15 protein-coding genes are annotated in these 12,715 nt (G+C 33.5%); 12 read left to right on the top strand and 3 right to left on the bottom strand.

Annotation, left to right across the window (positions count from 1 at the left end; translation table 11 throughout):
* The first annotated feature begins 2 nt into the window (after positions 1-2).
* Together MKY90_RS20320 and MKY90_RS20315 are read left to right on the top strand one after the other, a co-directional pair.
* The gene (locus MKY90_RS20320) at positions 3-1,577 is read left to right on the top strand and encodes a Ppx/GppA family phosphatase (RefSeq protein WP_078421720.1); all 1,575 of its coding nucleotides are present in this window, start codon (positions 3-5) and stop codon (positions 1,575-1,577) included.
* 108 nt (positions 1,578-1,685) lie between these two features.
* Positions 1,686-3,794 (top strand): polyphosphate kinase, encoded by a 2,109-nt coding sequence (locus MKY90_RS20315; protein ID WP_002014829.1) that lies wholly within the window; start codon positions 1,686-1,688, stop codon positions 3,792-3,794.
* Positions 3,795-3,960: 166 nt separating this feature from the next.
* On the opposite strand, the gene MKY90_RS20310 is transcribed toward MKY90_RS20315, so the two are convergent.
* Complete coding sequence (locus MKY90_RS20310) at positions 3,961-4,197, bottom strand: hypothetical protein (protein ID WP_002014830.1); 237 nt, start codon at positions 4,195-4,197, stop codon at positions 3,961-3,963.
* Between the two features lie 97 nt (positions 4,198-4,294).
* On the bottom strand, positions 4,295-5,152 hold the full coding sequence (locus MKY90_RS20305; protein ID WP_215599378.1) for a metallophosphoesterase: 858 nt from the start codon (positions 5,150-5,152) through the stop codon (positions 4,295-4,297).
* A 195-nt stretch (positions 5,153-5,347) separates the two neighbouring features.
* On the opposite strand from MKY90_RS20305, the gene fadH reads away from it, so the two are divergent.
* The 3 genes from fadH to MKY90_RS20290 all read left to right on the top strand — a co-directional run bounded on the left by fadH (position 5,348) and on the right by MKY90_RS20290 (position 8,258).
* The gene (gene fadH, locus MKY90_RS20300; protein WP_002142976.1) at positions 5,348-6,112 is read left to right on the top strand and encodes a 2,4-dienoyl-CoA reductase; all 765 of its coding nucleotides are present in this window, start codon (positions 5,348-5,350) and stop codon (positions 6,110-6,112) included.
* 256 nt (positions 6,113-6,368) lie between these two features.
* Positions 6,369-7,586, top strand: coding sequence for an EAL domain-containing protein (locus tag MKY90_RS20295; RefSeq protein ID WP_002033827.1), 1,218 nt, complete (start codon positions 6,369-6,371; stop codon positions 7,584-7,586).
* A 183-nt stretch (positions 7,587-7,769) separates the two neighbouring features.
* Entirely contained in the window at positions 7,770-8,258 is a 489-nt protein-coding gene (locus MKY90_RS20290) for a DUF3993 domain-containing protein (RefSeq protein WP_341092419.1), read from the top strand.
* A 25-nt stretch (positions 8,259-8,283) separates the two neighbouring features.
* On the opposite strand, the gene MKY90_RS20285 is transcribed toward MKY90_RS20290, so the two are convergent.
* Positions 8,284-8,520: a glutaredoxin domain-containing protein gene (locus MKY90_RS20285; protein ID WP_002014835.1), complete on the bottom strand. Its 237-nt coding sequence runs from the start codon at positions 8,518-8,520 to the stop codon at positions 8,284-8,286.
* A gap of 232 nt (positions 8,521-8,752) precedes the next feature.
* Between MKY90_RS20285 and MKY90_RS20280 the strand changes: the two genes are divergently transcribed.
* The 7 genes from MKY90_RS20280 to dapD all read left to right on the top strand — a co-directional run bounded on the left by MKY90_RS20280 (position 8,753) and on the right by dapD (position 12,705).
* Positions 8,753-8,989, top strand: a complete 237-nt coding sequence (locus tag MKY90_RS20280) for a YkuJ family protein (protein WP_000055151.1) — start codon at positions 8,753-8,755, stop codon at positions 8,987-8,989.
* A gap of 185 nt (positions 8,990-9,174) precedes the next feature.
* Positions 9,175-9,324 carry a hypothetical protein gene (locus tag MKY90_RS20275; RefSeq protein WP_002033828.1) on the top strand — a complete coding sequence of 50 codons (150 nt, stop codon included), beginning with the start codon at positions 9,175-9,177 and terminating at the stop codon, positions 9,322-9,324.
* Positions 9,325-9,398: 74 nt separating this feature from the next.
* Positions 9,399-9,917, top strand: a complete 519-nt coding sequence (locus tag MKY90_RS20270) for a ribonuclease H-like YkuK family protein (protein ID WP_002033829.1) — start codon at positions 9,399-9,401, stop codon at positions 9,915-9,917.
* 127 nt (positions 9,918-10,044) lie between these two features.
* Entirely contained in the window at positions 10,045-10,236 is a 192-nt protein-coding gene (gene abbA, locus MKY90_RS20265) for an antirepressor AbbA (RefSeq protein WP_088040066.1), read from the top strand.
* A 169-nt stretch (positions 10,237-10,405) separates the two neighbouring features.
* Complete coding sequence (cbpB, locus tag MKY90_RS20260; RefSeq protein WP_002066926.1) at positions 10,406-10,849, top strand: cyclic-di-AMP-binding protein CbpB; 444 nt, start codon at positions 10,406-10,408, stop codon at positions 10,847-10,849.
* A 177-nt stretch (positions 10,850-11,026) separates the two neighbouring features.
* The gene (locus tag MKY90_RS20255) at positions 11,027-11,911 is read left to right on the top strand and encodes a LysR family transcriptional regulator (protein ID WP_002014840.1); all 885 of its coding nucleotides are present in this window, start codon (positions 11,027-11,029) and stop codon (positions 11,909-11,911) included.
* Between the two features lie 71 nt (positions 11,912-11,982).
* On the top strand, positions 11,983-12,705 hold the full coding sequence (gene dapD / locus MKY90_RS20250; protein ID WP_002014841.1) for a 2,3,4,5-tetrahydropyridine-2,6-dicarboxylate N-acetyltransferase: 723 nt from the start codon (positions 11,983-11,985) through the stop codon (positions 12,703-12,705).
* Positions 12,706-12,715 lie beyond the last annotated feature (10 nt).

Raw genomic sequence — 12,715 nt, 5'->3', positions numbered from 1 at the left:
ATATGTTTCAGAAATTTGATAATGAAAGAGTGAGAAGTTTGAAAGAAATATTAAAATTACAATATGCCATTATAGATATTGGATCTAATACAATGCGTTTAGTTATTTATGAAAAGCAAAATGGAGGTTTTTATAAAGAAATTGAAAATACGAAAGTGGTTGCTCGGTTAAGAAATTATTTAATCGATGGTGTTTTGAATGAAGAAGGTAAAGAAGTATTGTTACAAACATTATTTCAATTTCAAGAAAGTACAAAATTCCATCAGTTGCATCATGTACTTTGTGTTGCAACGGCAACAATTAGACAGGCTGAGAATCAAGAGGAGATTAAAAAACTTGTTGAAGGACAAACAGACTTTACTCTTAGAGTATTATCAGAATATGAGGAAGCACGTTACGGCTATTTAGCAGTTATGAATTCTACTTCGTTTTTGGAAGGAATAACAGTAGATATTGGTGGCGGAAGTACGGAAGTTACATATATTAAAAATAGAGAGATTTTAGAGTACCATAGTTTTCCTTTTGGTGCGCTTTCTTTAAAACATCTATTTATTAAAGGTGATATTCCTACTAAAGATGAATTAGAGGAAATTCGAGAGTATTTAGAGTGTCAATTTCGAACGTTACCATGGTTAATTGATAAGAAATTGCCTCTTATTGCAATTGGTGGTAGTGCGAGAAACTTAGCCAAAATCCACCAAAATTTAACAAACTATCCTATAGCGGGAGTACATTTATACAAAATGAAAGAAGAAGATATTGAAAATGTAAAAGGTGCATTGGAAAAACAATCGTTTATCGAACTTCAGAAAATGGAAGGATTGGCAAAAGATCGAGCTGATACAATTATTCCAGCGGTTGAAGTATTTCATAAACTTGTAAATATTACAGAAGCAACGGCATTTGTATTAAGCAAAAAAGGATTAAGAGAAGGTGTTTTCTATGAAGAGTTGACGAAAGATTTAGGGATTTCATATTATCCGAATGTAGTTGAAGAAAGCTTACATTTGTTATCACACGAATATGAAATGGATATGGAATTTGTCATTCAACTTATTAAACATGGAAGATTGATTTGTAAACAACTCGAAGAAATGGGACTGATTTCTGTTTCAATAAAAGACTGGGAAGCATTCCATCAAGCAGCGAAAGTATTTAATATTGGAAAATATATAGACGAAGAAGCGAGTCGTTTACACACGTTTTATTTATTGGCAAATAAAACAATTGACGGCATGATGCATAAAGATCGAGTGAGGTTAGCGCTTATTGCATCTTATAAATCAAAAATGCTATTTAAACAACATTTATCTCCATTTGAAGGTTGGTTTGATAAAAGCGAACAAAAAAAAATCCGCCTATTAGGCGCTGTTTTACAATTTTCAGCTGCTTTAAATGTAAGACAAAGATCGCTTGTTGATACGATATCCATAACAGAAAATAAAGAAGGATTAACGTTTAGAATTTTATGTGAGCAATCGGCATTAGCAGAAAAAGTACAAGCGGAAAAACAAAAAAAGCAGCTAGAAAGAGTATTGAAAACAAATATTCACTTATCATTCGAATCAAAACGTTAAGTTGTACGGATGTCTTTACAGAAAATTAACACTTTGGAATATTGTAATTTGATAAAATGAAAGTAACTAAATTATAGTGAAAAAGTTTCAAAGGGAAGTGTGAAGAGAATGGAATTGCTAAAGGGGAATTTAGTAAATTTAAATGATACAGCGTATTATAATAATCGTGAATTAAGCTGGCTAGCATTTAATGAACGTGTATTACAAGAAGCGCAAGATGAAAATAATCCACTATTAGAAAGACTAAAGTTTATTAGTATTTTTAGTTCGAATTTAGATGAATTTTTTATGGTGCGCGTAGCAGGTTTGAAAGATCAAGTAAGTGCGGGATTTAATCAGCCAGAAAATAAAGCAGGTTTAACACCAAAGAAACAGTTAAATAAGATTGCGATAAAATCGCATGAGTTAATGACTGTGCAGTATGAAACGTTTAAAAATTATGTATTGCCAGCGCTTGAACTAGAGGGGATTGAGCGTTTAACATTCCATGATTTGACGAAAGAGCAAAGGGAATTTATCGAGGAGTATTTTGATGAACAAATATTTCCGGTTTTAACCCCTGTATCTATTGATGCGTATCGTCCATTTCCAATGTTATTAAATAAAAGTTTGAATTTAGCTACTATTTTATATGATGAGCAACAGGCTGAGGAAGAAAATCGTACGAAGTTAGGAATTGTACAAGTGCCTTCATTACTGGAGCGTTTCATATTTTTACCGAGTGAAGGGCAAAAACATAAATTTATTTTATTAGAAGATGTAATTAGTGGTTTTACTCATAAACTATTCACAGGATATAACGTATCACCTGTTACTCGTTTCCGTATTACACGTAATGCGGATTTAACGATCCATGAAGAAGGTGCACGCGATTTATTAAAAGTAATTGAAAAAGAATTGAAAAAGCGTAAGTGGGGAGCTGCCGTTCGTTTAGAAGTTGGTAAAGAACACATTGATGAAAGAGTGTTAGCGTTATTGTATGATGTGTTAGAAGTAAAAGATGAAGATGTGTACATGATGGATGGACCGTTAGATTTAACATGTTTATTCTCCTTATATAAAAAATTAGCGCCTTTATATGAACATCTAGTATATCCGGCTCTTATTCCTCAACCTCCTCAAGATTTAGGTGATGAGGAAGATGTATTTGAAAAAGCGATAGAACATGATATTTTATTACACCATCCCTTTGAGTCGTTTCAGCCAGTCGTTGATTTTGTCCGTGATGCGGCAGATGACTCGAATGTACTTGCGATCAAACAAACATTATATCGTGTAAGTGGAGATTCTCCAATAATTCAGGCGCTGAAGGTAGCAGCTGAAAAAGGAAAACAAGTGACGGTATTGGTTGAGTTAAAGGCAAGGTTTGATGAAGAGAATAATGTTCATTGGGCTAAAGAATTGGAACAGGCCGGATGTCACGTTATTTACGGAGTAAGTCACTTGAAAACGCATAGTAAAATTACGTTAGTTGTAAGAAGAAGAAACGGAAAAATTGAAAGGTTTGTACATCTTGGAACCGGAAATTATAATGATGCAACAGCGAAGTTGTATACCGATTTTGGATATATTACATCGCGAAAAGACTTTGGTGTAGATGCAACAAATTTCTTTAATTATTTGAGTGGTTATACAAAAAAACCGCATTTTCATCATTTATCTGTTGCCCCGTTTGATATAAGAGAGCAGTTTATGGAGTTAATAGATGAGGAAATCCGTTATCATAGACAATATGGAAATGGATATATTATCGCTAAAATGAATTCGTTAACAGATAAACCGTTAATAAAAAAAATGTATGAAGCATCACAAGCTGGGGTAAGGGTAGAGCTCATCGTTAGAGGGACATGTTGTTTAAGACCTGGGATTCCGAATGTAAGTGAAAATATTCGTGTAGTTAGTGTTGTTGGAAGATATTTAGAACATAGTCGTATTTATTATTTCCATCATAATGGAGATGAAAAAATATATTTATCTTCAGCTGATTTGATGACGCGAAATATGGAAAAACGAGTAGAAATATCCTTCCCAATTTTAGATATTGAAATGAAAGCGAGAATAAAGGCAATTTTACAGCTGGTTTTAGCTGATAATGTGAAAACACGTGAACAAAATAAAGATGGTGACTATTATTATATAATTAATAGTAGTATAGAAGAAATTGATAGCCAAGTGAATTTATTTAAGATGGCGTATCAAAATACAGACGCTGAATAGTGTGAAAAAAGTAAAAACCTCTTATTGAATTTAAGAGGTTTTTACTTTTTTTCTCTACTCATATATTCTCAAAATGGAAGGATGAGTAGAGAGAATAGTTTTTATTATAGGCGTGTGATGAGTTGGTTCGTTGAGAGAAAAACATTAGAAGAATGGTTGGTTTAAATTAATAATAGTATGGTTGTTGACAAGGCCCTCCGTAACAAGGAAAAGGTGCTGGTGGTGGGAAAGGCGGTGGATAAGGCGGATAAAACGGTCTAGGCCCGAAAGCTAATGCTCCACCGAGCAATCCTCCAGCAATTCCAGCTAGAAATGGAACACCGAAAAATGGAAAGAAGCGTGAGTCGCCTGCTGGGCCAAAAGGTGCTGAACGAACTGGGATTGGTTGATAATATGGATACATGAACAAACCTCCTTTACTGGACTCATTTTTATCATATGGTGGACCAAGCGTGGATGAGCGAGTACAAGGAAGGATATGTAAGGAAATAGGCGAATTGTTACGAATGTTGTAGGATGAAGAGTGTAATTTCAGGTTTTGACATAAAGCGGAATGGGACACGTGTTCTTCCAATACCTCGATTGACATAGAGAGTCAAACCTTGAATGTTATAGAAACCTTCAATATATTCTTTTGCAAGCGACGGGGTAATAATAGCACCTAAAAAAGGAATTTGTACTTGTCCCCCATGGCTATGACCAGAAAGTTGAAGATTGATTGGATATGTAGCGATTTGTGGCGCGATATCTGGTTCGTGAACGAGAACAATTGTATAAATATTTTGTTTTGCATGTTGTAAAGTTTCCGCTATTTTTGGTTTACCCAGTAGCATATCATCGAGTCCGAAAATAGAAATTTCACTATTATCCAGTAAACGAATTCGCTTTTCGCTATTTTGCAAAAGTTCAAATCCAGATTCGCGCATGATGTGATCATAGTATTCAGTTCCATATCCACCATGGTCGTGGTTACCATAAATAGAAAATTTACCGAAGGGTGCCTTTATATTCTTTAAAATGGATGCAACAAAAGAAGCCTCGGTATATGTTTGGTAATCATCAATGAGGTCACCAGTAAAAAGGACAATATCTGGCTTTTCAGCATTAATCTTGGAAACGATTTGAGATAAATGTTGGAGAGAGAAATAGTATCCTAGATGCAAATCGCTAAATTGAAGGATCTTCATACCATGAAAACCTTTTGGTATGAGCGGTGATTTAAGTGTGTGTTGCGTAAAAGAAAGCAAATAGGGCTCTATATATTTAGCATAATAATAGCCGATGCTTGCGGTTATAAATGAATATAGACAAGTGCGTATTCCAGATTTTAAAAAATTTCTTCTTGTAATTTTCTTCATATACAGGTTACTCGAACCTCCCTTCAGTTTTTTAAAAATATATTTTAAATACTAAAAAAGTAGTATAGATTACGAAAAAAATGAACGAAAAGAAACCTCTTTACGTTAAAATATCAGAAAAATTGAAAAATATAAAGATTTCTATCAAATAAAGTGATAAAATGAATATGTATTCATTTTTTGGAGGGGATGTATGTGAAAGAGAAGGTAGTTATTATAACAGGTGGATCAAGTGGAATGGGAAAAGGGATGGCGATACGTTTTGCGAAAGAAGGGGCACGTGTTGTTATTACAGGGCGTACAAAAGAAAAGCTAGAAGAAGCAAAGTTAGAAATTGAACAGTTTCCAGGGCAAGTATTATCTGTACAAATGGATGTACGAAATACTGATGATATTCAAAAAATGATTGAACATATTGATGAGAAGTTTGGACGAATTGATATTTTAATAAATAATGCAGCTGGAAACTTTATTTGTCCAGCAGAGGACTTATCTGTGAATGGCTGGAATTCGGTAATTAATATTGTATTAAATGGTACATTTTATTGCAGTCAGGCTATTGGGAAATATTGGATTGAAAAAGGTATAAAAGGAAATATTATTAACATGGTGGCAACATATGCATGGGATGCAGGCCCAGGGGTTATCCATTCGGCAGCAGCTAAAGCTGGTGTATTAGCGATGACAAAAACTCTTGCTGTTGAGTGGGGACGTAAATATGGAATACGAGTTAACGCTATCGCACCAGGACCAATTGAACGTACAGGTGGTGCCGATAAATTATGGATTTCAGAAGAAATGGCTAAGCGTACAATACAAAGTGTCCCACTTGGTAGGCTGGGGACACCAGAAGAAATTGCGGGTCTAGCTTATTATTTATGTTCAGATGAAGCTGCATACATAAATGGAACTTGTATGACAATGGATGGTGGCCAGCATTTGCATCAATATCCATTTTAAAAGGGATGAAAAAAACGAATGATTTATTCATTTCTTTGTGGTAAAATATGACGAAATTGTGACACTTAAAAGAAATGTGTTTACAAGAGGGGATATATACGTTATATTTAAGACCTCTTTTTTCTTCATAGTAGAATTGCTAATTCCCCTTAGCATTTTACCCCTCTAATCCCTTCAGGAAAACTGAAGGGATTTTTTATTATTTTTCCGTAAATATCGTGTTATAATTTTTGAAAAGTAAAGGGAGGGAAGCACGTTGATAGATGCATTAGATGTAATGAGTAACTTGGATAAAGTCCTTCCTTATTATCAAGCTATTTTTAGTGCTGATGAGCATACAATAATTGGATATGAAGTTGTAGGACGTATTCAAACAGAAGAGGGCATACAAAGTTTAGCATCTTTCTTCCATGATGATTCTATTCCGAGTGAGTTCCAACTTGAAGCGGATAACATCATCGTAGAAAAAGCGTTAAATAGGTATTTAGAAACGGATCAAAAATTATTATTATTTATACATCGGAATGCTAATGTATTAATGAATGATGAAGATGAAAGTTTACTTCAACTTTTGCTGATGTATGAAGAACAAGGTTTGAACTTACAACGCATTGTTCTGGAAATAACAGAACATGAATGTAAAGAAGATATAGAACAATTTAATCATTTACTCATGTATTATCGTACATATGGTATTCAAATTTCGATTAATAAAGTCGGAACGGGTACAAGTAATTTAGAGCGTATTAGCGTGTTAGCACCGGATATTTTAAAAGTAGATTTAACAAATTTAAGGCAAACTGCACTTTTACAATCTTATCAAGATATTTTATATTCCTTATCTTTACTTGCTAGAAGAATTGGTGCGACATTGTTATATGAAGAAATTGATGCTTTTTATCAACTACAATATGCTTGGAAAAACGGTGGTAGATATTATCAAGGTAATTATTTGAAAGAATGTTTACCTGATTTTATTGAAACGAATGTTTTAAAAGAGCGACTTGGTAATGAATGTCATCAATTTATTCTGCATGAGAAGAAGAAGTTGCAAAAAATTTATAATTTAACAGAGATGTTACGTGATCGAATTGGTGATGTTCTGTCAAAACAAAAAAAGAATGAAGATATAAATGATTGGTTATTACAATTTAGCCAAAGCATATCACAATATAGTTTTCGGATATTTATTTGTAATGAAGATGGTTTTCAACAATCGGGTAATATTATGAAAAAAGATGGTGGATGGATCATTATGCCAGAGTATTATATGAAGAACTGGAGCTGGCGCCCTTATTTTCTAGAAAATATAATGAAAATGCGTTTTGAGAATAAGGCAAGACTTTCAGATTTATATGCTGATATCGAAACTGGTGAAATGGTACGAACATTTTCATTCCCGATTGATGATGAAAACTTTTTATTTATAGATTTATCGTACGAATATTTATATGAAGAAGATGTTTTATTTTAATGCACGAAGAGATTCGTGTATTTTTTTGTTTGTTTTTATCATAAATTGGTAATAGTGAAAATGATGATGAAAATGCTGTCTATCGTTGTAAAGATTTTACGAACGAAATCATCCCTTTCTTTGCATAATCATTGTTACAATGAATACTACAAAGACAAGCTCTTTTAAAAGGAAGGTGAAAAAATGAAGAAATATGGAATATGGTTTGTTCTATTTATATGTGTTGCCTTTCTAGTTTGCTATAGTGTCACAACTGTTTTAGGAAAAGAAGAAGTGAAAGTGGATCGGAAAGAAGTGTTTACAACGATACAAAAAGGTTATGAGACGCAATTTTCAATCCGCGGGAAGCAAATACCTATGAATAAGATGATAGAGACGTTATCACCATATTTTACAAATAATTTCCTTCAAGTTTTTACAGATGAAAACAGTAGAAATGAAAAACAAAGTGGTGAATATTTACTTCCAGCAAAAGAAGCTCCGTTTTCTTTTAATTCAGAAACAAAAATGTCTTATGATGAAGAACATAAAAATTTATATGTCTATGAGCGGACAAAGAGTGGACAATATCAAATTGTGACATTGCAAAAGGATAATGGAAAATGGAAATTAGCAGGGTATCATGAAAGTCAGGAACTGTTGACTGAAATAAAAAGGTTACAACAATTATGAGAATAGGAATAGGTGTCGCCTATTCCTATTCTATACCGAGTAGCTGTTGCAATTTTTCAATTTGAAAACCTGCCACAACTTCTTCGTCAATTACAACTGTTGGAGTTGAATAGGATTCATAGTCATATAAAAGACGATTGCGTGCAGCAGCGTCTTTTTTTATGTCAAATTCTTCATATACAACGTTATTATGTTTTAAAAATTCTTTTACAATGGTACAAGGCGGACAATCAGGTTGTGTATAAACCTCAATTTTTTTCATTGTAATTCCTCCCTTTTTCTGTTGTTTATTATATTCTGCCAGTATAAAAAGCGCAATAAAGAAGTAAAAAGATGATCTTTCATCTTTTTACTTCTTATTTCGACAAATTTTAGTTGAGTTTCTGGCCAAGAACCTTTATCCTAGATTGTGGAACGTTTTTTCTGTTATGACGGATAGAATGAGTATAGCTGTAAAACCTATTGGTAGGAAGATCAGAGAAAGGAGAGATTTCATGTCTCTACTCCAAGGAATTTTAACTCGACTTGTTAGTCTACAAGAACAAGCTGAAAGCGGTGAAGTAGCACAACGCTATTTTGAAGTGAACGGTGAGCGCAAATGTAGCGTGAAATTTTTCGATAAAAGTGAAATGTATGAGTTAGAAGTGTATCAACAAGGTGAAAAACCTCAAGTGTATCAATTCGATAACATCGATATGGTTGCAATTGAGATTTACGATATCATTTCTTGATACATATAAAAAAGGTACTGCCAAATGGCGGTACCTTTTTTAGTTATATTAATTAATGGGCTATATAGGTAGTAGAAGTTGTAATTTAAGTCGCGATTAAATAAAAGAGTTTTTACAAATGTATATGTATAGGAATTTTTTATTTTTCCTACAATGATAGTAAATATTAATAGGAGGTGCAAAGGATGGAACGCTTACCGATTGTTATTTGTCCTAATTGTCACAGTCATGCTGAAATTAATCACGTATTAACCGCCCAGTCTAATCAAAATGTAATATATACATGTAGATTTTGTAATTATGTAATTCGAAATATTGAAACGAATAAAGGGTAGTAAGTTATAATTTTTGTTTTTGTCCCATACAATGAGAATACGAAAAGTCTGTCTAATTGAAAGGACGTGACTATGTGGACGGTGAGCATACATTTTATAATGTTTCAGAGAGACATTTGAATTTTGATATGGTATTTAACCGTATTTGTAGTTTCATTGAAAAGGATCCGCGAAATTTATATCGATTATCTATTGGGACAGACTCACAAGCGCATCAAAAGGATACGAGGTTTATTACAGCGATACATATTCATCGTGTTGGAAAAGGAGCATGGGGATGTTTACATCATAAATCAGTGAAAAATAAGCCAGCAACGTTGCGAGAGAAAATATATTTAGAAACACAGTTTAGTCAAGAAATCGCCTATCTATTTACTCCCAATCATATACAAGCGATATGGGATTTATTGCACCCATACGCTCAAGATGGAGCAGGATTCATAATGGAAATTCATTTAGATATCGGGAATGATGGTTTAACAAAAGAATTTATTTTAGATATGACGATGAAAATTCAAGCAATGGGATTAACAGCAAAAATTAAACCAGATGCTTATGCGGCATTTAGTTATGCAAACAGATATACGAAATAATGTGAAATGATGTCTATATATTCGCAGTCGTTAAGTATTTCTAACAAAAACTGAATATTACATCTGTTAAATAGACTGAAAAATTTATATAATGAGAGTGATGATGCGAGTGCAAGGAGAGGAGCATATGGAAAAGGAATTTGTTTTAACAAGAGAAGAAGAAAATTTATTGTTGGATATTCTGTTTCAGCAAAATTACGCGAGCGAAATTTTAGCGGTGGAGCTTACAGACATTGAGAATGGTTTAAAACAGACAGATGTGACGCAATATAAAAAAATCACAAGATTGTTTTACCGATTAAAAAATAAAGGGTTTTAAGCACTACCGGAATGGTAGTCTTTTTTTTATGTTATATGCTAAAATAGTTATGTATTTTTATTTTTATTAGAAGAATGTCAGGACAAAATAATAATATGAAAACGCTATCATAAAATGTGAATAGGATTGGAGAATATTAGCAGGAAAAAGGGGAAATGGGGGATGTAACATGATTAGTATTCCGAAAGACGAGTTTCAACAAATTCTTGTGAAGGATTTAATGATTTCATCAGATAAAGTAGCACATGTACAAATAGGGAATGGTCTAGAACATGCTTTACTCGTTCTTGTTAAATCTGGATATTCGGCGATTCCTGTTTTAGACCCTATGTATAAATTACATGGGTTAATTAGTACTGCTATGATTTTAGATGGTATTTTAGGATTAGAGCGCATTGAGTTTGAAAGACTTGAGAATATGAAAGTGGAACAAGTGATGAAGGAAGAGATTCCAGTTCTTATGTTAGAAGATTCTTTTGCAAAAGCTTTAGAAATGACAATTGATCATCCTTTTATTTGCGCTGTCAATGAAGAAGGTTACTTCGAGGGTATTTTAACACGGCGGGCTATTTTAAAATTGTTGAATAAAAAAGTGAGACAGCATAATCGATAACGTAGGGAAAGTGACTTCACAGAAAAGGCGAAGTCACTTTTTTTCGTGCATATCAGTTGTGTATGTATTATATTTAAAAAGACATAAAGCATAAGAAAAGTTTGAACTAACAAACCGTTCTAATGTATAAAAGTATGCAATTAAATTAAGGATGAAATACTTATTAAAATTAGGTGTATGGAAGCTAAGGAAAGAGGGAGAAAGTTGCAAATTGATGATTTTCAAATGATGGTTGTGTTAGCTCAGGAATCAAATATGAGAAAAGCGGCGGAACGTTTATTTGTTTCCCAACCTGCGCTTAGTCAACGATTACAATCTATGGAGAAACAATGGGGAATGAAATTTTTTATTCGTTCACAAAAAGGATTAACAATTACACCTGAAGGGGAAAAAGTTGCAAATTATGCAAAAGAAATGTTACAACGGGAAGAGGGTATTAAAAGTGAACTGGCTCTTTTTAGAACCGAAACATACGGTACGTTAAAAATAGCTGTTGCATCAGTCATTGGGCAATATTGGCTTCCACCTGTTTTGAAAAAATTTGTGCATAAGTATCCTTCTGTGAAGATATCTCTGTTTACTGGCTGGAGTAGTGAAGTGCAAAAGCAATTTTATGAAGGAGACGTTCATGTTGCTATACTGAGAGGATCACAAGAATACAAAGGGCAGAAACAACAATTATTTGAAGATGAATTATATTTAGTTGATAAAGAAATAAAAGATATTTCGATGTTAAAAGAGACAAATAGACCATTTATTCAATTTAAAAGTGATTCGACCTACTATGGACAAATACAAAATTGGTGGTATGGATTATTTTCAAATCCACCTAAGCGAACGATTGTAGTTGACCAAATTGAAACGTGCAAACAGCTTGTTTTAAATGGAATAGGCTATGCTCTTTTACCTTCGACTGTTTTAAAAGAAGTGCAGGAAAATATGTATAAAACACCTGTTCAATTAACGAGAGAAACATGGTTATTGACGAGTGACTCTGCAAGGCAGTTGAAGCAAGTACAAGCATTTTTAGAAATTATAGAAGAAATTCAAATGGAAAAATAAGATTATTGTCTTGCTACTCGCTCTATCGTTTGGTAGAGTAACATTATAAATGGATTTAGGAGGCAACAAGAATGAAAATGATGGACGCTAACGAAATTATTTCGTTTATTCAAAACAGTGAAAAGAAAACTCCTGTAAAGGTATACATAAAAGGGGATTTAAAAGAGGTAACATTCCCTGAAACAGTACAAGCATTTGTAAATAAAAAATCTGGTGTATTATTCGGAGAATGGTCTGAAATTAAGACAATTCTTGATGAAAATAACAAGCACATTGTTGACTATGTAGTTGAGAATGACCGTCGTAATTCTGCAATTCCAATGCTTGATTTAAAAGGTATTAAAGCTCGTATTGAGCCAGGCGCGATTATTCGTGACCATGTAGAAATTGGTGACAACGCTGTTATCATGATGAATGCAACAATTAACATCGGTGCTGTAATTGGTGAAGGTACTATGATCGACATGAACGCAGTGCTTGGTGGACGTGCAACAGTTGGTAAGAACTGTCACGTAGGTGCAGGTGCTGTACTTGCCGGTGTTATTGAGCCGCCTTCTGCAAAACCAGTTATCGTTGAAGATGATGTTGTAATTGGTGCAAATGTAGTTGTTCTAGAAGGCGTTACAGTAGGTAAAGGTGCAGTTGTAGCAGCAGGAGCTGTTGTAACAGAAGATGTGCCTCCATATACAGTTGTTGCGGGAACTCCGGCACGTGTAATTAAAGAAATTGATGAGAAGACAAAAGCAAAAACTGAAATTAAACAAGAGCTTCGTCAATTAAACCCAGAGAAATAAAAAATAAAAA

This window comes from Bacillus sp. FSL P2-0099 (genome assembly GCF_038007445.1).
GTDB lineage: Bacteria > Bacillota > Bacilli > Bacillales > Bacillaceae_G > Bacillus_A > Bacillus_A mycoides.
Note: the sequence above shows the minus strand (reverse complement) of the source record. Positions and strands in the feature narration are given on the sequence as shown.

What these genes read in the sequence shown, in the direction of transcription:
- MKY90_RS20285 (WP_002014835.1), bottom strand. Translation starts at nt 8,520, where the DNA reads ATGAAAAAAATTGAGGTTTATACACAACCTGATTGTCCGCCTTGTACC.
- cbpB (WP_002066926.1), top strand. Translation starts at nt 10,406, where the DNA reads ATGATTAGTATTCCGAAAGACGAGTTTCAACAAATTCTTGTGAAGGAT.
- dapD (WP_002014841.1), top strand. Translation starts at nt 11,983, where the DNA reads ATGAAAATGATGGACGCTAACGAAATTATTTCGTTTATTCAAAACAGT.
- abbA (WP_088040066.1), top strand. Translation starts at nt 10,045, where the DNA reads ATGGAAAAGGAATTTGTTTTAACAAGAGAAGAAGAAAATTTATTGTTG.
- MKY90_RS20310 (WP_002014830.1), bottom strand. Translation starts at nt 4,197, where the DNA reads ATGTATCCATATTATCAACCAATCCCAGTTCGTTCAGCACCTTTTGGC.
- MKY90_RS20255 (WP_002014840.1), top strand. Translation starts at nt 11,027, where the DNA reads ATGGAAGCTAAGGAAAGAGGGAGAAAGTTGCAAATTGATGATTTTCAA.
- MKY90_RS20305 (WP_215599378.1), bottom strand. Translation starts at nt 5,152, where the DNA reads ATGAAGAAAATTACAAGAAGAAATTTTTTAAAATCTGGAATACGCACT.
- MKY90_RS20320 (WP_078421720.1), top strand. Translation starts at nt 3, where the DNA reads ATGTTTCAGAAATTTGATAATGAAAGAGTGAGAAGTTTGAAAGAAATA.
- MKY90_RS20290 (WP_341092419.1), top strand. Translation starts at nt 7,770, where the DNA reads ATGAAGAAATATGGAATATGGTTTGTTCTATTTATATGTGTTGCCTTT.
- MKY90_RS20280 (WP_000055151.1), top strand. Translation starts at nt 8,753, where the DNA reads ATGTCTCTACTCCAAGGAATTTTAACTCGACTTGTTAGTCTACAAGAA.
- MKY90_RS20315 (WP_002014829.1), top strand. Translation starts at nt 1,686, where the DNA reads ATGGAATTGCTAAAGGGGAATTTAGTAAATTTAAATGATACAGCGTAT.
- MKY90_RS20275 (WP_002033828.1), top strand. Translation starts at nt 9,175, where the DNA reads ATGGAACGCTTACCGATTGTTATTTGTCCTAATTGTCACAGTCATGCT.